Source organism: Amycolatopsis sp. CA-211722, assembly GCF_056828465.1.
On sequence record NZ_CP184752.1, the window covers coordinates 8,628,233 to 8,650,150 of the forward strand.

General features: G+C 70.0%; 22 protein-coding genes. 10 read left to right on the forward strand and 12 right to left on the reverse strand.

From position 1 onward, the window contains the following. The first annotated feature begins 127 nt into the window (after nucleotides 1-127). Complete coding sequence (locus ACOCEP_RS39580; RefSeq protein WP_482335056.1) at nucleotides 128-1,309, forward strand: HNH endonuclease signature motif containing protein; 1,182 nt, start codon at nucleotides 128-130, stop codon at nucleotides 1,307-1,309. A gap of 401 nt (nucleotides 1,310-1,710) precedes the next feature. Here ACOCEP_RS39580 and cpt read toward each other — a convergent pair whose 3' ends face one another. Further along, nucleotides 1,711-2,232 carry a chloramphenicol phosphotransferase CPT gene (gene cpt, locus ACOCEP_RS39585; RefSeq protein ID WP_482335057.1) on the reverse strand — a complete coding sequence of 174 codons (522 nt, stop codon included), beginning with the start codon at nucleotides 2,230-2,232 and terminating at the stop codon, nucleotides 1,711-1,713. Nucleotides 2,233-2,433: 201 nt separating this feature from the next. On the opposite strand from cpt, the gene ACOCEP_RS39590 reads away from it, so the two are divergent. Beyond that, nucleotides 2,434-3,132, forward strand: a complete 699-nt coding sequence (locus ACOCEP_RS39590) for a S1 family peptidase (protein ID WP_482339906.1) — start codon at nucleotides 2,434-2,436, stop codon at nucleotides 3,130-3,132. 369 nt (nucleotides 3,133-3,501) lie between these two features. On the opposite strand, the gene ACOCEP_RS39595 is transcribed toward ACOCEP_RS39590, so the two are convergent. After that, nucleotides 3,502-4,491, reverse strand: coding sequence for a hypothetical protein (locus ACOCEP_RS39595; protein ID WP_482335058.1), 990 nt, complete (start codon nucleotides 4,489-4,491; stop codon nucleotides 3,502-3,504). A gap of 194 nt (nucleotides 4,492-4,685) precedes the next feature. Between ACOCEP_RS39595 and ACOCEP_RS39600 the strand changes: the two genes are divergently transcribed. The 6 genes from ACOCEP_RS39600 to ACOCEP_RS39625 all read left to right on the forward strand — a co-directional run bounded on the left by ACOCEP_RS39600 (nucleotide 4,686) and on the right by ACOCEP_RS39625 (nucleotide 8,935). Continuing rightward, entirely contained in the window at nucleotides 4,686-5,027 is a 342-nt protein-coding gene (locus ACOCEP_RS39600) for a WXG100 family type VII secretion target (RefSeq protein WP_073848466.1), read from the forward strand. A gap of 21 nt (nucleotides 5,028-5,048) precedes the next feature. Continuing rightward, nucleotides 5,049-5,351 carry a hypothetical protein gene (locus tag ACOCEP_RS39605; protein WP_005155348.1) on the forward strand — a complete coding sequence of 101 codons (303 nt, stop codon included), beginning with the start codon at nucleotides 5,049-5,051 and terminating at the stop codon, nucleotides 5,349-5,351. A gap of 110 nt (nucleotides 5,352-5,461) precedes the next feature. Beyond that, nucleotides 5,462-5,866, forward strand: a complete 405-nt coding sequence (locus ACOCEP_RS39610) for a hypothetical protein (protein ID WP_482335059.1) — start codon at nucleotides 5,462-5,464, stop codon at nucleotides 5,864-5,866. Beyond that, the gene (locus tag ACOCEP_RS39615) at nucleotides 5,863-7,170 is read left to right on the forward strand and encodes a WXG100 family type VII secretion target (RefSeq protein WP_482335060.1); all 1,308 of its coding nucleotides are present in this window, start codon (nucleotides 5,863-5,865) and stop codon (nucleotides 7,168-7,170) included. The genes ACOCEP_RS39610 and ACOCEP_RS39615 overlap by 4 nt, the downstream gene beginning before the upstream one ends. Nucleotides 7,171-7,200: 30 nt before the next feature. Then, nucleotides 7,201-8,547, forward strand: coding sequence for an alpha/beta hydrolase (locus ACOCEP_RS39620; protein WP_482335061.1), 1,347 nt, complete (start codon nucleotides 7,201-7,203; stop codon nucleotides 8,545-8,547). Nucleotides 8,548-8,557: 10 nt separating this feature from the next. Further along, a complete protein-coding gene (locus ACOCEP_RS39625) occupies nucleotides 8,558-8,935 on the forward strand; it encodes a hypothetical protein (RefSeq protein ID WP_482335062.1) in 378 nt (125 codons plus the stop codon). 64 nt (nucleotides 8,936-8,999) lie between these two features. On the opposite strand, the gene ACOCEP_RS39630 is transcribed toward ACOCEP_RS39625, so the two are convergent. Genes ACOCEP_RS39630 through nadA form a run of 4 tightly spaced genes read right to left on the reverse strand, consistent with a single transcriptional unit; the run spans nucleotide 9,000 to nucleotide 13,765 of the window. Next, nucleotides 9,000-10,169, reverse strand: coding sequence for a S8 family serine peptidase (locus ACOCEP_RS39630; RefSeq protein WP_482335063.1), 1,170 nt, complete (start codon nucleotides 10,167-10,169; stop codon nucleotides 9,000-9,002). 46 nt (nucleotides 10,170-10,215) lie between these two features. Then, nucleotides 10,216-11,106, reverse strand: coding sequence for a carboxylating nicotinate-nucleotide diphosphorylase (gene nadC, locus ACOCEP_RS39635; protein WP_482335064.1), 891 nt, complete (start codon nucleotides 11,104-11,106; stop codon nucleotides 10,216-10,218). Beyond that, nucleotides 11,103-12,758: an L-aspartate oxidase gene (locus tag ACOCEP_RS39640; protein WP_482335065.1), complete on the reverse strand. Its 1,656-nt coding sequence runs from the start codon at nucleotides 12,756-12,758 to the stop codon at nucleotides 11,103-11,105. The genes nadC and ACOCEP_RS39640 overlap by 4 nt, the downstream gene beginning before the upstream one ends. Further along, nucleotides 12,755-13,765 carry a quinolinate synthase NadA gene (gene nadA, locus ACOCEP_RS39645; RefSeq protein WP_482335066.1) on the reverse strand — a complete coding sequence of 337 codons (1,011 nt, stop codon included), beginning with the start codon at nucleotides 13,763-13,765 and terminating at the stop codon, nucleotides 12,755-12,757. Before nadA ends, ACOCEP_RS39640 begins: the two co-directional genes overlap by 4 nt. A gap of 115 nt (nucleotides 13,766-13,880) precedes the next feature. Here nadA and ACOCEP_RS39650 point away from each other — a divergent pair, with 115 nt between their 5' ends. Together ACOCEP_RS39650 and ACOCEP_RS39655 are read left to right on the forward strand one after the other, a co-directional pair. Continuing rightward, nucleotides 13,881-14,516, forward strand: coding sequence for an NUDIX hydrolase (locus ACOCEP_RS39650; protein ID WP_020630377.1), 636 nt, complete (start codon nucleotides 13,881-13,883; stop codon nucleotides 14,514-14,516). A 40-nt stretch (nucleotides 14,517-14,556) separates the two neighbouring features. Beyond that, complete coding sequence (locus ACOCEP_RS39655; RefSeq protein ID WP_482335067.1) at nucleotides 14,557-15,273, forward strand: LON peptidase substrate-binding domain-containing protein; 717 nt, start codon at nucleotides 14,557-14,559, stop codon at nucleotides 15,271-15,273. A 407-nt stretch (nucleotides 15,274-15,680) separates the two neighbouring features. Here the strand turns inward: ACOCEP_RS39655 and ACOCEP_RS39660 are convergent, their stop codons facing one another. The 6 genes from ACOCEP_RS39660 to ACOCEP_RS39685 form a co-directional block, all read right to left on the reverse strand. Then, the gene (locus ACOCEP_RS39660; RefSeq protein ID WP_482335068.1) at nucleotides 15,681-16,739 is read right to left on the reverse strand and encodes a M48 family metallopeptidase; all 1,059 of its coding nucleotides are present in this window, start codon (nucleotides 16,737-16,739) and stop codon (nucleotides 15,681-15,683) included. Between the two features lie 43 nt (nucleotides 16,740-16,782). Continuing rightward, nucleotides 16,783-17,388, reverse strand: a complete 606-nt coding sequence (locus tag ACOCEP_RS39665) for a DUF2567 domain-containing protein (RefSeq protein ID WP_482335069.1) — start codon at nucleotides 17,386-17,388, stop codon at nucleotides 16,783-16,785. Nucleotides 17,389-17,527: 139 nt separating this feature from the next. Then, on the reverse strand, nucleotides 17,528-17,731 hold the full coding sequence (bsaP, locus tag ACOCEP_RS39670; RefSeq protein WP_395882922.1) for a biotin synthase auxiliary protein BsaP: 204 nt from the start codon (nucleotides 17,729-17,731) through the stop codon (nucleotides 17,528-17,530). Next, the gene (gene bioB, locus ACOCEP_RS39675) at nucleotides 17,718-18,734 is read right to left on the reverse strand and encodes a biotin synthase BioB (RefSeq protein ID WP_482335070.1); all 1,017 of its coding nucleotides are present in this window, start codon (nucleotides 18,732-18,734) and stop codon (nucleotides 17,718-17,720) included. Before bioB ends, bsaP begins: the two co-directional genes overlap by 14 nt. A gap of 84 nt (nucleotides 18,735-18,818) precedes the next feature. Further along, the gene (gene bioD / locus ACOCEP_RS39680; protein WP_482335071.1) at nucleotides 18,819-19,541 is read right to left on the reverse strand and encodes a dethiobiotin synthase; all 723 of its coding nucleotides are present in this window, start codon (nucleotides 19,539-19,541) and stop codon (nucleotides 18,819-18,821) included. A 49-nt stretch (nucleotides 19,542-19,590) separates the two neighbouring features. Then, nucleotides 19,591-21,789 carry a SulP family inorganic anion transporter gene (locus ACOCEP_RS39685; protein ID WP_482339907.1) on the reverse strand — a complete coding sequence of 733 codons (2,199 nt, stop codon included), beginning with the start codon at nucleotides 21,787-21,789 and terminating at the stop codon, nucleotides 19,591-19,593. Nucleotides 21,790-21,918: the final 129 nt, after the last annotated feature.

Consider the following 21,918-nt stretch of genomic DNA (forward strand, 5'->3'; position numbering starts at 1 on the left):
ACCGGCCACGACGCGTGCTGGTTTGCTGAAACCCTCTATGCGTTCAGCAAAGTGTTTTTCAGGCTAGGGTTTGCCCTACCCATCGATTCAGTAGCGCTCGAACGCACGTTCGAGTATGATCTTGGTCATGACCCAGTCTCTTGCTTTCAACCCGAAAGCCGCTCGTTTTCTCGACGTCGCCTATGACGAGGAGGTAGTGCTTCGCCGTGCGCAGGGACGGCAGGTGCATTCGATAGCCCAGTACGCCGGGGTGGGTGGTTCGCGAAGATCGGTGACCGAGGAGGTCGCTCTGGTCTTCTCGGTCTCTCGTAATCAGGCCTATCTGCTGGTCGAGACCTCGTGTGCGTTGGTGGCGCGGTTGCCGAACACGTTGGCGGCGCTGGAAAACGGCGATATCGATCTGTACAAGGCGTCGAAGGTGTCCCAGTTGACCCGGGAGGTGTCCGACGAGGTCGCCGCCCAGGTGGACGCGTGGATGGCGAAACGTCTGGCCGAGCGTGACCCGACGGCGATCCGGAAATCGGTGGACCACGCCGTGCAGAAATATGATCCCGACGGTTACCGGGAACGCGCCGCGGCGAAACGCGCGCTACGACATGTGGCGCTGGACCACGAAGACGAGACCATGTCCAAACTGTCGGGCTACCTTCCCGCCGAAGTCGCCAGCTCGGTTTACGCGTCCCTGTCCCGTGCGGCCAAGGCCCGCCGCGCATCCGACCAGACCCGCACCCTCGACCAGCACCGGGCGGACATCTTCGCCGAACGTCTCCTGGCCGAAGACGGCCACGGCACACCCCGCGCGCATATCCACGTCTATGTCGACTTACTGACCCTGACCGGTGCCCGGGAAGACCCCGCGACGCTGGCCGGCTACGGCCCCATCCCCGGCTGGCTCACCCGCGAGATCGCCGCCGCCCCGGACTCGACCTGGTCGCGGCTGATCACCGACCCCACCACCGGACAGCTCCTCGAAGCCAGCCCCGGCACCTACCGGCCCCCGGCCTCACTGGCCAGACTGATCAAAGCCCGCGACCGGGAATGCACCCACCCCGGCTGCCACCGGCCAGCCGAGTTCTCCGAAATCGACCACATCACCACCTGGGCCCACCACGGCGACACCGACCACCACAACTGCCACGCCGCCTGCAAAACCCACAACATGCTCAAAGAAGAACCCGGCTGGACCACCGAACCCACCAGCAACGGCGGCACGACCATCACCACCCCCACCGGCCACACCTACACCACAGCACCCGAACCACTCCACGACCCACGACCAGAACCAGAGGACGACACCCCACCCTTCTAACCAGCGCGCACCGAATTAGGCGAAGGCTCCCGAAGCCCCTTCGCGGCTAGGTCGCGCCCGCCGGGGTCTGTCCACTTTGGAGGTTTCCGTGAGCGCGGAACAAGGCTGGCCGTCAAGATGCAGTTCACCGCCGTCGCGCCCAGCGAAAGCACTCGGCCCGTGCAGCGATCTCCCGCGCACAAACCAACGCTTCCTCCACCCAGCGGCCACTTCGCACGGGGCAACATCCGCTCTTAACGGCCCGGTCATGCCCTCAGCACTGTCCACCTTGGATCCCAGCGGTGAGCGCGGAACAACCTGACCACCAAGACGCGACGCACTCACGGCTGGATCACGCTTCCCCGGCCACGGCAGACGCCAGCGCCGGTCCCGCCGACCAAACAGCCCACCCCTCAGCGAAATCACTCCACCCGTGCGGCGATCTCCCGCGCACAAACCAACGCTTCCTCCACCCCAGTGTCCACCTCAAGGTCGTAAACCACGCCCCGATGCACGATTTCGGCCTGCGCCTCCGCCATCCCCGTGACCCGATCCCCCCGCGCCATCTCCCGTCCGGCGGCCACGACGCCGTCACACCGGACCCCGACCCACAACACCTCGAGTCCGGCCAGCGCTTCACGCCACCGCTGCTGCGACGCGGCCCCACCGAGGAACGCGTCGTCGATGATGACCCTGGCCCCGGCCCGGACCATCGCCGCGACACCGGCCATCCACGCGTTCTCGAGCCGCTGGAAACCGGATCCGACGTTCACCCCACCGTCCGCTGCGAAGTCGATCCCGTCGTCCACCGTGGACGGCATGGCGTCGATCAAGGTGTCCACACCGAGGGTGAGCCAGGGATCCGGCAACACCGCTCGCAGACACCTGGCGATCCCCGACTTGCCCGAACTGGAGCCACCGTTGAGCACGATCACTGTCGTCACGCGAACACCCTAAACGTCGGCAAGCGAGCCACGGGAATCCGGATACAACGGACGTCCAAGGCAAAAAGTAGTTTCCGCCCCGATTCCGAATTCACACAGGACGGATACCGACTTCTGTAGGTTACAAAAACCCTTACCGCAGCCTAACTTGGTGAAACCGAAACGGATCCCCGACGCAGGCTGAAGGGCGTATTCATGCGTATGTCCAAGATCGTCGCCACGGTGGCCGGTGCCGCCGCGGCACTGACCCTTGCCGCCACCCCCGCCGCGAACGCGAGCCAGGACATCATCGGCGGCGGCACCGTGAGTTCCGCGCCGTGGGGCGCCCAGATCTACTGGGACGACGCCACCGCGTTCGGCGGTTTCAACTGCTCCGGCACGATCATCGCCCCGCAATGGGTCCTCACCGCGAAACACTGCCTCAACACGCCCGGCATGCACGTCAAGGTCGGCGACGTCGACCTGAACCAGGGCACCGAAGCCGACGTCGACCAGCAGAAGGCCGCACCGCGCGGCGACATCGCCCTCCTGCACCTCACGACCGCGGTCAGCACGACGTACATGAAGCTCGGCACGGCGAACCCGGCCAACGGCACCACCAACCAGATCTACGGCTGGGGCCGCACGCAGGGCAACAACCCGCCGTCGAGCGTCCTGAAGACGGCCGACGTCCGCATCACCGGCACCAGCAGCGACGCGTACGGCGGCCAGGCCATCGCCAGCGTGGGTGTCAACGGTTCGGCGTGGCACGGCGACTCGGGCGGCCCGCAGCTTGCGAACGGCGTCCAGGTCGGTGTCTGCTCGACCGGCAGCAACTCCGGCACGAACCCGCAGGGCACCCAGAACTACGCCAGCGTCGCGGCGAGCCGCGACTGGATCCGCACCACCGCGGGAGTCTGAGCCGACGGGAAGGGGCCGCCCGGAAACGAACGGCCCCTTTCCGCCTGAAACCGGATAGCCGAGCCGGCCTTGTCCTGTTGACGGTGAACTCGTAAACCCGCGCGGCGTCGGCGGCCAACCGTCCAAAGTGGACGCCACCGCCGTGACGAGCGGGTATCCTCGGCCATCCCGCGAGGCCGGCCCGCGATAGCCGGCCCGCGATAGCCGGCCGGGCCGAAGACCGCCGGGCCGAAGACCGCCGCGGCGAAGCCGGCGAACAAGCCGCCCCGCCGATCACCACCGCCACGGCGGTGAACACCACACCGAAAGCCGCCGAACGCCCGAAACCCACGCGATCCCGCAGGAAGTCGCGAGCGGGTTTCGAGGAGATCACGTCAGCTGGTGCATCGGCCGCGGGGCCCGAAGCGAAAGTACCGAACCGGCGGCGACGACGGCCAGAATCCCCGCACCCGCGACCAGCGTCCAGAAATCCGGGTGCACGATGGACTGTCCTCGCTGAGCCTGCCAGGTGAGCAGCACGAGCATCCCGGCGAAGCCCACCGAGGCGGTCCGCACCAGATTCCGCCGCACGAACTCCGCTTCGAGCACCGGATACCGCCGGGCGAGCTTCAGCAGCCCGAAGGCGACCAGTGGCAGCACCTGGATCGCGTGGATCCCGAAGAAATGCGGGATCCGCATGTCCCCGCCCACGGTGCTCCAGCCCAGCACCGGCAGCCCCGGGCCGCCGTCGGGGACACCGACCGCGTGGGCGCCGAGGACCGACGGCCGTTCGCCGGCCCGGAACTGGGCCATCTGCTGTTCGTTCGGCCCGAACATCAGCAGCGCGACCCCGATGCCGGCGACCGACAGCGCGGCACCCGCGCGTAACGCGGAGTTCATCGCCCGGTCGGGAAGACGTTGGAACAGCAGGAGAAGCGCGATGGCCGCCGTCGCTCCCCAGCCGGTGAAGGCGCCGTTCGCGATCATGTTGTTGATCCACTGGTCGACGGGCGTCTCCCGGTTGAAGTGGAGTGTCCGGCCGCGGACGGCGATCTGCCAGAACAGCAACGCCATGTCCAGGCCGAGCCCGGCGGCGAACACCGTCCCGAGCCACCAGCCGAGCCGCTTGCCCCGCGTCAGCTGCCCGATCAGCCAGGCCAGCGTCACCGCGTAGAGCCCGACGGAGATCGTGAACTTGAGCGGTTTGAGCCAAATGGGCGCGTTGACGAGGCTGCGGTCGTCGAAAACGAGACCGCCGAGCGCGACGACCCCGAGCACCGCCATCGCCGCCGCCAAGATCATCAACGGCCGATGCGGCGATACCCTGGATCCCTTGTCCACCATGGGATCGAGCGTGCCGGGAAGCTCCGATCCGGACACTGGAGCACTCCCCCTGCTCCAGGGTGGGGAAAGCCCTACCACCGACCTGTGGGTAATAGTGCCGTCAGCGCGACCGGCAGTTGTGCCGTTTGACCGCACTCCCCTGTTTTCTAGCGTGTCCTTCACAAGAGCAGACAGGGCGTCCCCTGGTGCTCACCGGGATTTCCAGCGAGATGAGAGGAGGTGGCCCATCCATGACCGGTACGGGATATCAGGCAGACGCAGCTGCGATGGCGCGCGCCGTCCAGGGGTTCGAGGAGACCGCGTCGAACGCCAAGACCACGATGGCCAGCTTGGAGAGCGAGCTGACCCAGACCCTGCACAACTACAAGGGTGACCAGGCGGTCGCGTTCTGGGACCTGCAGCGCCGTCTGCAGGAGAAGATGACCATCGCCGTGAACGAGCTCAACACGATGTCGCGCCTCGTGCACGAGAGCAACCGGAACTACAACTCGGGTGACGAGCAGGTCCGGGAAAGCCTCACCGGGGTCAGCGGAACCGTCGACCAGACCGTGATCCACCGGCTGAACCCCTGATCCGCGAGAGGACCACCAATCATGGCTGACGTCGTCGAAATCAACTTCGCCGCGCTGCAGCACAGCTCGGCCTCGCTGGCCGCCAAGGCCAAGGCGCTCACCTCCCAGCTCGAACAGCTGCACACCAACCTGCAGCCGATCACCCAGACCTGGTACGCCTCCGGCAGCTCCGCCGGTGAGGCCGCCCGTGCGTCTGAAACCCGCCTGCGCCAGGCCACCGCGGACATCGTGGCGATCATCGCGCAGTTCGGTGGCAAGGTCGGCGACGCCCACGATCTCCAGCACAGCCTGGAGAACCGCAACCAGGGCCTGTTCGCCGGCTGATCCCCATCCGTCGGCCGGCCGGTGCTTTCACCCCCCTCGGCACCGGCCGGCCGGCTTTGCGCGTAGTCGTCCCCTTGTCGGCGTGGCCGTTCACGAGAGAGCCGGGATCAATGCAAGACCAGTCGTACTACGTCCATCTGGAATCACTGAAGGACTTCGTGCGGGAACTGGAGACCCAGATCCACGCGATGTCCAAGCCGAACGACTTCCTGCTGACCCTGACCGAACAGCCGCTGCTGTTCGGGGAGTTCGGCGAGGCGGGTTCACTCACCAAGGCGCACCAGGCGGCCGTCGCCGAGATGCAGGGCCTCCTGGACCAGGTCAAAGGCGCGATCACCTTCGCGCAGGACGTCACGACGACCGTCGCCGACGGCTACGCGGCCGCGGACGACTCGGTGGCGGGCGACATCAACCACGCGAGCCAGCAGACCGGGCTGCTCGATCCGTTGCTCAACGTCCTCGGGGGCGTACTGGGCGGCACCAACGGCTCGAACGGCGGGGGGACCAAGGGATGACCGAGACCGCGCACACGAACTTCGCCGCGTACTCGCACCAGCAGCTCTACGCGATGCTGCAGACGGGCGACCCCAACACGGCGCGCCACGCGGCCCACAAATGGCAGTCCACCGGCCTCGGGCTCTTCGAACAGGCGGAGAACCTGACCGGTGAGCTGAAGGAATTCTCCGGCAACTGGACCGGTGGCGCCGCCGACAAGTACCACACGATGATCAGTGACCTCGTCGGCGGAATCCGCAAGGTCGCCCAGACCGCGCAGGCGATGAACAACCTCCTCGAGGACGCCGCGGACGCGCTGGTGAAGGCCAAGAAGGAGATGCCGCCGCCGGTCGCGGTGCCCGACGTCTCCCCCGCGGATCTCGCGCTGGCCGTCAATCCCCCGCTCCTGCCCCCGGATTCGTCGCCGGCGACGATCGTCAACGCGGCGCAGCAGCGGCAGCAGGCCATCGCGAACGTCGAAGCGCAGCAGCAGGCCGCGGGCGCGGCCAGCGCGGCCCACAGCAAGGCGATCGTGGTGATGACCCAGCTCGCGGGCGAGTACTCCACCGCGGAGGAGTCCATTCCGGCCTCACCGAACGCCGTCACCCCGCCGCCGGTCACCGGTGGCGGCACCGCCCCGGGTGGCTCGGTCGGCAACAACATCGGCGGCGGCACACCCGGCGTCGGCCTGGTGCCGGGCGACAACACGCATCCGCTGCCGTCGGACGGCTCCACGCCGCCCACCACCGGGCAGCCGGGCCAGGTGCCCAAGTCGAACCCGCTGTTCGGCGACATGTTCACCGCCGGTCTCGCCGCTGCCTCGGCCGCCGCGTTCGGCCGGTTCGGCTCGATCATGCCGCGGGTGCCCGCGTGGGCCAGCGGCAAGAACGACGGCAAGGACAAGAACGGCGAACCCACGGGTGGAGGCGCCGGTTCGGCGGGTGCGACCGCGGGCGGCGCGGGCGGCGGCATCCCGATCGGGGGTGGCGGAGCGCCGTCGCTGGACGGCGGCGCGATCGGCGCGGGCGGCGGCGGGGTCTCCGGTCCCGGCGAGGCACCGGCGGCGTTCTCCGGTCTGGCGGGCGACGGCGGCTCAGGCAGCGCGATGAGCGGCCTGGCGGGCGGAGCGGCCGGTGCCGCGGGCGCGGCGGCGGCCAAGGGCGCGATGCCGATGATGCCCATGATGCCGATGGGCATGGGCGCGGGCGGCGACATGGGTTCCGGGCGGCGGATCCCGCCGTGGCTCGTGGAGACCGAGAACGTCTGGGGCCAGTCGTCCCCGGTCGCTCCCGCCGTGCTCGGCGAAGAACCCGAACAGTACTGATCGTTTTCCACCAGGAGAGGCGGCTCGGTGATGGCATCCAGTGCGGGCGGTTACCGAGTCGCCCCCGCCAGGCTCGAAGCGGCGGCGGCCGAACTCGAACAGCGCGCCGGCGTGCTCAAGACCGCGCAGACCGCGCTGGCGGGTGAGAACGTCCCCGCCACCGCGTTCGGCCAGGTTTCGGCTTCCAGCGCGGCTTCGGCCACGTACACCAAGACGATCAAGGACGTCGCGGGCAAACTCGACGGCCAGATCACCAAGGCGACGGTGATCCACCAGGGCCTGACGGCCGCGGGCGGCGGCTACCGGCGCGCCGACGTCCAGATCGCCGCCGCGTACCGGTCACTCATGCCGGAGAACCCGTTGCCCAAGGCCGGGAATCCGGCGGGCGTCGGCGGCGCGGCCGACACCGGCTCGTGGGCGACAGCGATCGCCGAGAACCGCACGAAGGTCACCGACGCGCTGACCGCCGAACGCGAGCGGCTCGCGAATCTCCTGGCACAGGGCGGGAAAGCCGACGACATCGCGAGCGCGCGCACCCGGATCGCGCTGTACGAGGACATCCTCGCCAACGACCGGCAGATCCTGCGGTTCGATCCGTCCGGTAACGGGCGCATCGTCGAACTGGTCGGCCGCATCGAGCCGGGCACCCGCAACGTCGGGTTGTTCGTCCCCGGCGTCAACACCTCGTTCGACAACTTCCAGAGCTACGCCGACCTCGGCAAGAGCCTGGTCGCCGCGGACGCCACCGGACGCACCGCGATGGTGGTCTGGGCCGACGGGGTCTTCCCGCAGAACGTCGTCACCGAAGGGCCGGCCGCGCACTACGCGCAGACGATGGCACCCGAGCTCAAGGCGTTCGGCGACGAACTGCGCGGCCAGATCGACAGCCACGCCGGACCGGGCGTCGTGGTCACCGCCGTCGGGCACAGCTACGGCGGCGCGACCGTGGGGCTCGCCGAACAGCTCGGGCTCAGGGCCGACCAGGTACTGCACGTCGAGTCCGCGGGGATGGGCCACGGGATCTGGGGCCCGGACGACCTCCCGGCCAGCCAGGCCGGCGTGCAGCGGTACTCCATGACGGCCCCGTTCGACCCCATCGTGGTGGCACAGGGCAACGCGGGTCTCGTCGAATGGCTCGGCGCCGGGCACGGAGCGGACCCCGACCGCTTCCCCGGCGTCGTCGAACTGGAAACCGGCCGCGACGCGAACGGCGACCTGCAGTGGGGTTTCGAGTCCCACAGCGGGGTGCTCAAGCCGGGTTCCGATTCCTGGAACAACATCTACGGTGTGATCACCGGCGGCGCGGTCACCCACGAGGGCTTCACCGGTGGCTCACTGCGCGAGATGGTCATCGAAGGCGTCGGACGAGGCTTGTGAGGGGCTGGACATGATCACCAGGAACACCGAGCTCGACCCGCTGGCCGAAGACCTGACAGCGGTCATCGACGGCGTCGCGGGCACCTTCGGCTCCAGCGCGGAGCGCACCGTGGAAGGCGAGCTGGACTGCGACCCGACGCAGCCGGGTCGCCTGCTCTGCTGGCAGTACGGCCTCCGGGTCGACGACGCGACCGACGCGATCCGCAAACTCGTCGACGTCGTCCTGCCGCTGCTGGAAAGCCAGGGCTGGCGGACGCGCGACCGCAGCAACCCGCGTGAGCTGATCGCCCAGTTCAGCCGCGACGGCGCCGACTTCAACGTGCACGTCTCCCGCGCCGGCGACGGCGTGGCCATCGTGGGCTCGACCGCCTGCGTATCCGTCCCCTAAAACCCCAGGGGGTCGCGAAAGACCTCGTGAGCGGCAGTGGTGTCCCCCAGTACACCGCTGCCGCTCACGAGGCGCGGAATCGCGAAGGTTTCCAGCCCCGGCGCTTGCCTCGCCGGACCGCCGCCACCACCACACCCGCCGCGATGGCCGCGGCCACCCCGGAGATGGCCAGCACACCGGAGACCTTGTCCGCGTTGGCCCGCGCGGGCGCGGCGGCGGGGACGACGAAGGTGTCCGGCCCTGCGCTCGGCGGCCCTCCCGGGCCGGGGGTGCCGGCCGGGATCGAGGCGGAAACGGCGGCGTAGGCGTCGATCGCGCCCCAGCCCCGCCGGAGATCGTGCCCGCCGTTCGGCCCGCGGTGCGCGGTCAGCGTCAGCCGCGTGACGACCTGCTCGGGTGTCAGCTCCGGGTGATACGCGCGCACGAGCGCGGCGACACCGGCGACGTGCGCGGCGGCCAGGCTCGGATCGCTCACCGGCCACCGGTGCGCCACGGTCCCGCCCGCGCCCGCGGACGTGCTGACCAGTTCGGCGCCGGGCGCGGAGATCCCCACGTAGGAACCGGATTCCGTCTGCACCGCCGCACCGGTCTGGTTGGTCGATCCCACCGCGAGCACGCCCGGTGTCGCGGTCGGGTAGGAGGTCTGGCCCTGTTGCGTCCCCGCGGCGGGAGAGACGATCAAGGCGCCTTTCTCCTTGGCACGCGAGACGGCACCGGTCAGCGCGGGGCTGTCGGAGGCGGCCGGGACGGCGATCAGGATGATCCCGGCGCCGCGGTTCAGCGCGGTTTCGATGGCGCCCGCGAGCTGCCCGGGGTCGCCGCCGCCGTTCACCTGGGTGTAGCGGATCGGCAGGATCTTGGCGCCCGGCGCGATCCCGGTGAACGTCGTGGACGGATCCGGTTGCGCGCCGACGATCCCGGCCGCGATGGTGCCCCGGCCGTCGCAGTCGTCGGCCTGGGTGCCCTGGCCGCCGAGAAGCTGACCGGGCGCGAACTGGCCGTTGCCGCCGTCGACGCCGGTGCCGATCACCGCGACCAGCTGGCCGGTGCCGCGGGACAGCGGCCAGATCCGCACGGGATCGATCAGCCGCTGCCCCCACGGGACGGCCGCGGTGTAGGTGCCCGTCGGGTTCGCGCACTGCTCGGCGACCGCCGTCGACGGGACGGGGGTGCCGAGCAGTGCCACGAAACCGACGCATCCCGCGACGGCACTTTTACCGGCAAAGCCCACCATTCCTCCAGAATTCCCTTGTCACACAAGGGAATTCTAGTGCCGCGGATCAGCGGAGGTCCATCCCGAGGTCGAGCGCGGGTGAGGAATGCGTAAGCGCTCCGACGGCGAGGAAATCCACACCGGACTCCGCGTACGCCCGAGCGACGTCCAGCCGCAGGCCGCCCGAGGATTCCAGGCGAGTCTTCGGTGAAACCTCGTCGCGCCTGTCGACGGCCTTCGCGCACTCGTCGGGCGTGAAGTTGTCCAGCAGCACCTCGTCGGCCCCCGCGGCGAGCGCCTCGTCCAGCTGGGCCAGGTCGTCGACCTCGACCTCGCAGTGCAGTTCGGGCGCGTGCTCGCGCGCGGCGGCGAGCGCGGCGGTCACCGAACCGGCGGCGACCACATGGTTGTCCTTGATCAGCACCGCGTCGCCGAGCCCGAGCCGGTGGTTCACCCCACCGCCGGCGCGCACGGCGTACTTCTCCAGCAACCGCAGCCCGGGCAGCGTCTTGCGGGAATCCCTGATCCGGCAACCGGTCCCGTCCACCGCGGCCACCCAGGCGGCGGTCGCGGTGGCGATACCGGACAGGTGGCACAGCAGGTTCAGCGCGGTGCGCTCCGCGGTGAGCAGGCCGCGCACCGGACCCCGCACCACCAGCGCGGGCTCACCGGCGGTCAGCCGGTCGCCGTCGTCGCGGGCGGCCAGGATCTCCAGGCCGGAGCCGAGCACGACGTCGAACACCGCCAGCGCCACCGGGATCCCGGCGACCACCCCGGCCGTCCTCGGCGTGAGTTCGGCCAGCGCCCGCGCGGATTCGGGCACGGTGGCGTTCGTCGTCGCGTCGGGCCCGTACCGCAGATCCTCGGCCAGCGCCGTCGTGACGACCCGGTGCGCATCGGCGGCGTCGAGGCCGTGATCGGCCAGCGCCTTGACGACCCACGGGGAGAATTCGCTCATGCCACACCCTCCAAGGCGATCGGATCGGCCAGCACCGGCTGCCCCGACGGGCTGAGCCGGATGAGCTGACCGCGTTTCCAGCCGTCGTCGTCACGGTCCGGGAAATCGGTCCGCACGTGACAGCCGCGGGACTCCGTCCGGCGCGCCGCCGCCGCGACCAAGGCCTCCGCCACCAGGGTGAGCGCCGCGTCCTCCACGATCCTTGGCGTCCACAAAGGACTCTCGGTCACGGACAGATCAAGCACCGAACCCACGACCGCGAGACCTTCGGCGTCCCGGCCGATGGCGGCGTACCGGCTCATCGCCCGCTGCAGCGCGTCGCGATCGGCCACCGAGACCTTCGCCGGGGGCAGGAGCACACCGCGCCGCGGATCGCCCAGCAGTCCGGCGGCGAGATCGATGGCGACCGCTTCCGCCGCCCGCTGGCCGACGACCAGCCCTTCGAGCAAACTGTTGGAGGCCAGGCGATTCGCACCGTGCAGACCGGTCCTGGCGACCTCGCCCGCCGCGTAGAGACCACGAACGCCGGAGCGTCCGTCCACAGTGGTCACCACGCCACCGCAGGCGAAATGCGCCGCGGGCGTGACCGGGATCGGTTCCTTCGCCGGGTCCAGCCCGATCGCCGCGCATGCCGCGTGCACCGTCGGGAACCGCTTTGCGAACCCGGAAATCCCTGCCGCGTCAAGGAAAACATGGTCGTCGACACCACCGGGCGCCTGCCCCATCCGGCGGGTGATCGCCGCCGAGACGACGTCCCGTGGCGCGAGATCGCCGAGCGGGTGGACTCCCCGCATCACCGAAGCGCCCGTCGCGTCGTGCAACGTCGCGCCCTCTCCGCGCACCGCCTCGGTGACCAGCGGGAGACGGCCGCGCGCGCCGGGCGTGAACAGGACCGTCGGATGGAACTGCACGAATTCGACGTCCGCGACCTGCGCCCCCGCGCGCAACGCCAGCGCGAGCCCGTCCCCCGTGGCGAGCTCCGGATTCGACGTCGCCTGGTAGAGCTGCCCCAGCCCGCCGCTGGCCAGCAACACCGCCGGCGCCCGGACGACCCCGGGCACGCCGTTGTGGTCCAGGACCGTCACGCCCACGACCTCGCCCGCAGGTGTGCGGATCGCGTCGACGGCGATGTGGTGCTCCAGCACCGGGATCCGCCGGTCACCGGCCGTCGCGACCAGCGTCCGCTCGACCTCCGCGCCGGTCGCGTCGCCGCCGGCGTGGATGACACGGAACGCGCTGTGCCCGCCTTCCCGCGTGCGGGCCAGTTCGGGCCGTCCCTCGGCCGCCGGGTCGAAACGGGCGCCCTCGGCGCGCAGACGGGCGACCGCGGCCGGGCCACCGGCGATGATCGACCGGACGGCGCCGGAGTCGCACAGCCCGGCACCGGCGGTGAGCGTGTCCTCGGCGTGCTTGCCGACCGAATCGCCTCGCTCGTGCTCACCCTCCAGGACGACCGCGATACCGCCCTGCGCCCAGCGGGTGTTGCCGTCGGAGACCGTCGCCTTGGTGACCACCAGGACGTGCAGGCCGAGCTCCCGCGCACGCAGCGCGGCGGTGAGCCCGGCCACCCCGCTGCCGATCACCACGAGATCGGCGGCGGCCTCCCAGACCGGGTGGGTTTTCGCCTGGAGGGCGGTAACCGGGTCGGTCATTCTCCGCCGCCAGGCTGCCCGATCTCGATCATGCGCTGCACGGAAGCGCGGGCACGGGCGGCGGTTTCGGCGTCGACGTGGACCTCGTCGGCCCCCTCGCGCAGCGAGCGCAGCAGGGCGGCCGGCGTGATCATCTTCATGTACCGGCACGACGCCCGGTCGTTCACCGCGCGGAAGTCGATCTCCGGCGCGGCCTTGCGCAGCTGGTGGATCATCCCGATCTCGGTGGCCACGAGCACCGACTTCGCCTTGGTGTCACGGGCGGCGTGGACCATGTCACCGGTCGAAAGGATCTTGACCCGCTCAGGAGCGACGGCGCCCTCGCCCGCCAGGTACAGCGCCGAGGTCGCGCAGCCGCATTCCGGGTGGATGAACAGGTCGGCGTCCGGGTTCTCCGAGGCCCGCTCGGCCAGCTCGGCGCCGTTGATCCCGGCGTGCACGTGGCACTCCCCGGCCCAGACGTGCATGTTCTCGCGGCCGGTCACGCGTTTGACGTGCGCGCCGAGGAACTGGTCCGGCAGGAAGAGAACTTCCTGGTCAGCGGGGATGGAGGCGACCACGTCGACGGCGTTCGACGACGTGCAGCAGATGTCGGTCTCCGCCTTGACCTCGGCCGTGGTGTTCACGTACGACACGACGACCGCGCCGGGGTGCTCGGCCTTCCAGGCACGGAGCTGGTCGCCGGTGATCGAGTCCGCGAGCGAGCAACCCGCCCGCGCGTCCGGGATCAGGACCGTCTTCTCCGGCGCCAGGATCTTCGCCGTCTCGGCCATGAAGTGCACGCCGCAGAAGACGATGGTGGACGCGTCACTGCTGGCCGCGATGCGGCTGAGCGCGAGGGAGTCGCCGGTGAAATCGGCGATGTCCTGGATCTCGGGGACCTGGTAGTTGTGCGCGAGCAGGACGGCGTCGCGTTTGCGCGCGAGGCCGCGCACCTCCTCCGCCCAAGCCGCGTCGGCGACCACGCCACCGTACGGAGTCAAGTCGTTCTGCAGAGTGCTCGTCATCGTTCTGGCCCTCCTGGACCTGTCTCCGGTTTTCGCCTTATAATCGAAAACCGTGCGAAGTCATCTTAACACCCAGACCCCCCTCGCCCACGAGGTCTTGGGAGCGGTCCTTCAAGTGCGCTCCGACACACTCCGGGTCCTGCTGTGGCGGCGTGCGCTCGATCCGCACCTGGGCCGCTGGTCGCTTCCCGGCGGCAGGCTTCGCCCGGATGAAGACGTCGAGGCGTCCATCCGGCGGCAGCTCGCGGAGAAGGTCGACGTACGCCAGCTGAAGCATGTGGAGCAACTGGCGGTCTTCAGCGCGCCGGACCGGGTGCCGGGCCCCCGCGTCGTCGCGACGGCGTTCCTCGGCCTCGTACCGTCCGATGTGGACCCCGAGATCCCCGAAGACACCGAGTGGCACGACGTTTCCGAGCTGCCGCGGACGGCGTTCGACCACGAGTCCATCGTGCTGCGCGCGCGGGACCGGCTCCGCTCGAAGCTCTGCTACACGAATCTCGGGTTCGCGCTCGCCCCGGAAGAGTTCACCGTATCGGCGTTGCGGGGCCTGTACTCGGCTGCGCTGGGTTACCGCGTCTCCGCGACGAACCTGCAGCGTGTGCTGTCCCGGCGCGGGCTGCTCCTGCCCACCGGCCACACCGCCCCGCCCGGCCGCAGCGGCGGCCGCCCGGCGGCGCTCTTCTCCTTCGCGGGCAAGGGGATGCAGATCACCGACCCGTTCGCCGTCTTCCGCCCGCCCGCCGGGAAGTGACCGCCCTGCGAAGTCCTCCCGGTCCCCGTACCTTGAACGGGTGACCGAGCCGAGCGAGGAGTCCACCGGGAAGGCGATCTTGCCGCTGTTCCCGCTACAGACCGTGCTTCTGCCCGGAACACACCTTCCGTTGCACATCTTCGAACCGCGGTACCGGCAGCTGATGGCCGACCTCGTCGGCGAGGTCGTCCCGGACCGCGAATTCGGCGTCGTCGCCCTGCGTTCGGCGATGATCAGGGAGGTCAGCGGGCCGGAACACGTCCACGAGGTCGGCTGCAGCACGGTGCTGCGCGAGGCGAAACGGCTGCCGGACGGCAGATTCGACGTCGTCACCACCGCTCGGCGCCGGTTCCGGCTGCTCGAGATCGACCGCGTCTCCGCGCCGTACCTGATCGGCACGGTCGAGTGGGTGCCCGACGACCGGGTCGCCTCGGTACCCGGCGACACCGTGAACAGGCTCGCCGACGTCGCGAAGGCCGCGCACCGGCGCTACTGCGAATCCGCCTGGGACGCCGACGACTGGACCACCCCGCCCGAAGACGGCGACATCGCGGCGCTCGCGTACCGGCTCACCGCGGACTGCCTGCTCCCGCTGGAGGACCGGCAGCGCCTGCTGGAGGAGACGAACCCGCTGCGGCGGCTGCGGATCGCGTGCCGGCTGCTGACGCGGGAGGCCGGGTTCCTGAGCACGCTGGGCGCGGTACCGATGCCGCCCGGGGAACTCGGCGAGTTCACCCGCCCCTCGAACCTGAACTGAGGCGCCTCTTTGGCGATGGGTCCGGAGCGTATCGGGCTACTCGGGCTGCGGCTGGTCGTGAAGGCCTCCTTGCCTACTCTCATCTCGTCCCAGGTGCACCAGCGACCACGCGGGCACGGCGCCGGTACCGCTCCCTCCGGGTGCGAAGGACGCCTTCCCCACATGCCACGTGGTGAAAGCTCCCTTCGCCACACGAGACGCGGTGAAAGTCCCCTTCACCCCCCAGGCTGCCCCCTGCACCCGTCCCCCTCACCCCGCCCCTCAAACGCCAGGCAAGGTCCCTTCCTCGCGAATTTCGCAAGGAACGGACCTTTCCTGGCACTCGCGGGTCACTGCTCCCCTGTCATGAAAGGGTCGTTCAGGACAAGAAACGTCCTGAACGACCCTTTCATGACACTCGCGAGGCGCTACTTACCGGACTCCGAGGAAGACCCCTCGTCCGACCCGTTGCCCCCGCCGAACTTGCTCCACACCTTGCCCGCCGCCCCGGACACCGCCTCGCCGACGTCGCTGAACACCTTCGTCAGCGGGTCGGCCGAGCTGTTCCAGGAGTCCTTGTACGACTTCGCGGCGGACTTCAGGTCGTCGGTCCAGTTCGACGACGGCGCGTCCTCGTCCCGGCGCGGGTACTCGCCCGCCAGGATCCCGCGGTACTCCTCCGACGCGGCCCACTTCTGCAGTTGCGCGGCGCGCACGACGGCCAGCGGATGCGACATCGTCTCGACGTAGCGCAGCTTCAGGTAGCTGTCCCGGATGTCCTCGACCGACTCGTATTCCGCCGCCTGCTGCAGGAAGGCCGGGATGTCGATCTTCGACGGGTCGATCCCGCCCGCGACCAGGATCTGCGAGCGCAGCGCCGCCGTCGGATCCTGCGAGCACAGCAGCCCGGCGCGGTCGCAGGACAGTTCGGCCTTGCGGTACCACTCGCGCAGCGCGGCGATGACGACACGGATGCCGATCGCGCTCACCGGCGTCCACGACATCGACATCTGCAGGCCGATCAGCCGGATCATGATCGTGCGGTACACCGCGTGCCCGGACAGCACGTGCCCCATCTCGTGCCCGATCACGAACCGCAGCGACGCGAGGTCCATCGCCTCGACGGCCGCGGTGTTGAGCACGATGAACGGCTCGTCCATCCCGATCGTCTGCGCGTTGACCTCGGGGCTGCGGGCGACGAACAGATTCGGCACACGGTCGAGGTCGAGCGTTTCGGCGCATTCGTTGCGCAGCCTGTCCAGCTCCGGATACTGCGTCGGGCCGACCCGGATCGCGGACGCGAGGGCCATCAGCCGCTCGCCGCGTTCGGCGTAGAAGCCCGAAACCGCCTTCACGACCTGCGCGAACCCGGGAACGGCGCGCAGCGTCGCCAGCGCACCGCGATCGACGGGGTGTTCGTACGCGCGCGGGCTGATACCCGGGAAGCGGACGGCGTTGTGCCGGGAAACCTCGATGTCGTCGGTCAAGAAAGCCCCCTAGAGAAGTTGCCGCCCACCCTAGAGGAATTCGTCAGCCGAGGCGGCGACCCAGATCTTCCCGCCCGTTCCACGCGGTCAGCAGGGTGTACGCCAGCGTGGTCATCAACGGCGCGGCCAGCATGATCCACGGGGATTCGATCTGCGGCGCCTTCGCGATGACGTCGCCGACGGCGGGCGCCGCGCCGACCTCGTAGCGGCCGTTGGCGAACGCGACCCCCATCGTCGTCCCCAGCCAGCCCGCGAGGGTCGCGCCGCCGGTCGCGGCGATCAGCACGACCGGACCGCGGCGCTCCCGCAGCAGCCAGGTCACGATGCCGATCAGCAGCCCGGCGCCGAGCGCGAGGAAACCGTAGACGGCCAGATCGTCGAAACGATGCCAGCTCTCCAGCTCCAGCGGGGCGAGGGTGCCGCGGTCGTTGATCACGCGCATCCGCTGGGGCGGCGCGAGCCGCGACCAAAGCCAGGCCAGCGGGAAGCCGAGCAGCCCCGCCGTGGACAGGACGCTGATCGCCGGGAGCAGATCGGCCTTGATGACGACCTTGGGGTGCGGGCGGCGCGGCCGCGGCAGCACGGGCACCGACCAGGGGTCGGGCACGCTGGAAGACAGGTGCGCCGGTTTACCCGTCGTCTCGCCCAACCCCGGACTCCTCCCTCGTGCTGCTTGTGCAGAGCGTAACCAATGACGCCCCCAGCGCACGCGCCTCCACCGCGTTTCGTCCTCTAGTTGCGGTAGTTGCGCGTGCAACTACCGCAACTAGAGGACGAAACGCGGGGAGTCAGCCGGCGAGTTCACCGTGACGGCTGCACCGGGCCGTCCAGCCGACCGGGGTGATCTGGACGACCATCCGCCGCGCGCAATACGTGCAGTAGCGCGGCGGTTCGAGCGCGGTTCTCGGGTTGTGGCAGGCGGGATGTTCCGCGCCCCCGTCGGACGGCTGTCCACAGTGGACGCAGTACGCCGCGGGGTCAGAGGACGTCACTGATCGCCTTCACCGGCATCTTCAGTTCGTCGAGCATCGCCAGGTCCGCGGTGGCCGGACGGCCGAGGTTGGTCAGGTAGTTGCCGACGATGATCGCGTTGATGCCGCCGAGCATGCCCTGCTTGGTCCCGAGGTCGCCGAAGGTCAGCTCACGACCGCCGGAGAAGCGGAGCAGCGGACGGGGCATCGCCAGCCGGAACGCGGCCACGGTGCGCAGCGCGTCCTTGCCTTCGACGACCTCGTATCCCTCGTACGGTGTACCCGGCTGCGGGATGAGGAAGTTCATCGTGCACTCGTCCGGGTTCAGCTCGGCCAGCTGCGCGGCGAACTCGGCGCGCTGCTCGATGCTCTCCCCCATGCCGATGATGCCGCCGCAGCAGACCTCCATGCCCGCCTCGCGGATCATGCGCAGGGTCTCCCAGCGCTCTTCCCACGTGTGCGTGGTGACGACGTTCGCGAAATGCGAGCGCGCGGTCTCCAGGTTGTGGTTGTAGCGGTGCACGCCCATCTCGACGAGCTCGTCGACCTGCTCCTGCGTGAGCATGCCGAGTGAACACGCGATCTGGATGTCGTTGCCGTCCTCGCGGATGGCCTTGATCCCTTCGCGGACCTGCGAGAGCAGCCGCTTGTCCGGGCCGCGGACGGCGGCGACGATGCAGAACTCGGTCGCGCCGGTCTCGGCGGTCTGGCGGGCGGCCTTGACCAGGCCGGGGATGTCCAGCCACGCCGACCGCACCGGCGTCGGGAAGCGGCCGGACTGCGAGCAGAAGTGGCAGTCCTCGGGGCAGCCACCGGTCTTGAGGCTGATGATGCCCTCGACCTCGACCTCGGGGCCGCACCAGCGCATCCGGACCTCGTGGGCCAGCGCCAGCAGGTCGGTCAGGTGATCGTCGTCGAGCCGCAGGACCTCGAGGATCTGCTCTTCGCTCAACCCGACACCACGCTCGAGGACCTGGTCACGCGCCACGGCGAGGATGTCGACGGTCTCCGGGGCAGTGGTCACGAGGCGGCTCCTGTTCGGGGTGGGGCGGTGAAGCGAAGGCACATCATCGTGCACGACCGGGCCTCTCGGCCACAGCGACGCAGGTCACTTCTGGGCCGACGCGCGGCCGACGAAGCATTCGGGGTCGAACTCCCCGCCGAACCACGGCGAGAGACCCGCCTTGGCCCGGTCGGCGAACTCCTCGGGCCCCGCCGTGCCCAGCCCGGCGGGCAGCACGCCCAGCAGCGGGGCGCCGGCGGCGACCGGCAGGTCGGCCAGGTTCGACACCGCCGCCAGATCCGGCTCGTCGGGCCACGAGCCGATGATCACCCCGGCCACGGTGAGGCCGCGTTTGGTGGCGACCTCGGCGGTCAGCGCGGTCGCGTTGAGGGTGCCCAGCCCGGCCTCCGCGACGATGATGACCAGCGCCCCCAGCGACCACGCGACGTCGGCGAGGGTGGCCCCGGCCGCGTCGAAGCGGACCAGCAGGCCACCCGCGCCCTCGATGAGCGTGAGGTCGTGTTCGCCGTCGAGGTCGCTCGCCGCGGCGGCGATCTCGCTCGGGGCCAGCGTCGGCAGTCCCGACAGCCTGGCGGCCGCCTCCGGCGACAGCGGGTCCGGGTATCTCCGCAGCTCCCGGGTGGTGACCGGCCCGGCGAGCCGGAGCACGTCGGCGAGGTCGCCCGGTTCGTCCGGGCCCACTCCGGTCTGCGCCGGTTTCAGCACGGCGACGCGCTGGCCCTGACCGGCGGCCAGAGCGGCGATGGCGGCGGTGGAGATCGTCTTGCCGACACCCGTACCGGTGCCGGTCATGACCAGCATGCTCACGTGCGTTGAATGTAGTGGGTCCGGATCGAGTGGCGCTGAACGGCTTCCGTTAGGTCCCGGATGTGGTGACGGCCCCGACCGGGATGAACGCCGGGCTCTCGTCGTCGGACAGGTAGACCTGCGCCGCCCCGACGTCGAAGTACATGCCCGTCAGGTGCAGTTCGCCGCGCGCCTCGGCTTCGGCGATCAGCGGGTAGTGGCGCAGGTGCTCCAGCTGCTGCAGCACGTTCTGCAGGGCCAGCCGGTCGACCTCGGCGTCCGGGCGCGCACCGTCGAGGGTCACCGTCACCTCGCGCTTCGCGCTCGGCTCGGCGTGCCGCAGCCACGAAGCCAGCATCGGCGCGCCGTCGGGGGCGCCGGTGGCCAGCGCCTGCATCGCGCCGCAGCCGGAATGCCCGCAGACCACGATCTCGCGCACCTTCAGCACACCGACGGCGAACTCGACGGTGGCGCCCATCGACGGGTCGGCCCGGCGGGCGGGCACCAGGTTCCCGATGTTGCGGACGGTGAACAGGTCGCCGGGACCGCTCGTGGTGATCATGTTCGGCACGATCCGCGCGTCACCGCAGGTGATGAACAGCGTGTGCGGTGCCTGGCCGCCCGCCAGCTTGCTGAGCGCGGGCTGCATGAGCGCGGCGGTGCGCCGCTGGAACTCGGTCGCCCCGCGCAGGGTGGGCCCGCCGCGCTGGCCGGGTACCTCGATGTCCTTGGCCTGCCAGTCCGACCACGGCGCGAGGAACCGCGGTACCGACCGCACCGCGGCCGTCCTGGTCAGCGTGGGGTCGCCGGATTTGCCGTTGGCGAACCACGGATGCCCGACCTCGTCGACGATCACCTGCCCACCGGCGCGTTCGTGCGCCTGCTGCCAGTTCGACAGGCTTTCGAAGGCGGCGTGGTCGAGGTAGTCGACGACCAGTTCCAGGGTGACCTTCGCGCCGTCGGGCACGGTCGCGAGCACCCGGCTGAGCCTCGGCACCGAAAGGAACGTCAGGACACCTTCGACGACGACGCGCCATTCGTCACCGGCGCGTTCGGCGTGGATCCCGGACCACACCGTGCGCCGGAGCATCAGCAGCACCGAAAGCGCGATCCCGAGCAGGACGCCGGTCAGGAGGTCGAAGACGACGACCCCGGCGAGCGTCACCAGGTACAGCCCCAGGTCGCCGTGTTTGAGGACCTGCTTCATGTGGCCGGGGTTCACCAGTTTCGCGCCGACGTGGACGAGCAGGCCCGCCAGCGCGGCGAGCGGGATGTTCTGGATCAGCCCGGCGAACGCGGCGACGAACACCAGGATCCAGACGCCGTGCAGGATCGCGGACACGCGGGTGCGGGCGCCGGCGGCGACGTTGGTGGAGCTGCGGACGATCACGCCGGTGACCGGGAGCCCGCCCAGCGCGCCGGAGGTCATGTTCGCGGCGCCTTGCCCGATCAGTTCGCGGTCGAGGTTCGATCGCGGTCCGGTGTGCATCTTGTCGACGGCGACGGCCGAGAGCAGGCTTTCGACGCTGGCGATCAGCGCGATGGTGATGACCGCGACGGCGAACGCGCCCCAGCCCGCGTCCGGGAACTCCGGTGCGAAACGGATGTTGAGCAGGTCGCCCGGCAGGTCGACGCGGGGCAGGGTCATCCCGGCGGCGACGGACAGCACGGTCACCAGCGCGATCGCGGCGAGCGGGCCGGGCACCTTGCGGACGGACGCGGGAAGCCGCGGCCAGACCAGCAGGATGCCGATGGTGAGCACGCCGATCACCGCGGCGGTGTCGTGGTGGCCGACGATCTGGGCGGGCAGTTCGGCGATGTTCTTGAGCGCCGAGCTCTGGGCGGTTCCGCCCAGTACGACGTGGAGCTGGCCGAGGACGATCGTGACGCCGATACCGGCGAGCATGCCGTGGACGATGGCGGGCGAGATCGCGAGCGCCGCGCGGGCGATGCGGCTCAGCCCGAGCAGGATCTGGAGCGCGCCCGCGGCGACGGTGATCGCGCAGGTGGTCGCCCAGCCGAACGTCGCGATGGTTTCCGCCATGATCACCGTCAACCCGGCGGCCGGGCCGCTGACCTGGAGAGCGGAGCCACCGAGGGCTCCGGCGACCACACCTCCCACCACGGCGGCGATCAACCCCGCGACGATCGGCGCCCCTGACGCGAGCGCGATCCCGAGTGACAGCGGGACGGCGACGAGGAACACCACCAACGAGGCGGGCAGGTCGTGCCGGAGCACGGCGAGAGGTTTTTTGATGATCACCATCATGATCACCAGGAAACTGGTGAATTGTCCGATATGCACCACCTGATCGAGTGAATATCACTCCACCGGCGGGTGGCGTGGCCCACTTTCGGCCTGTTCTGTTACCCGAAGGTGTCCGCGGCATTGCGAAAA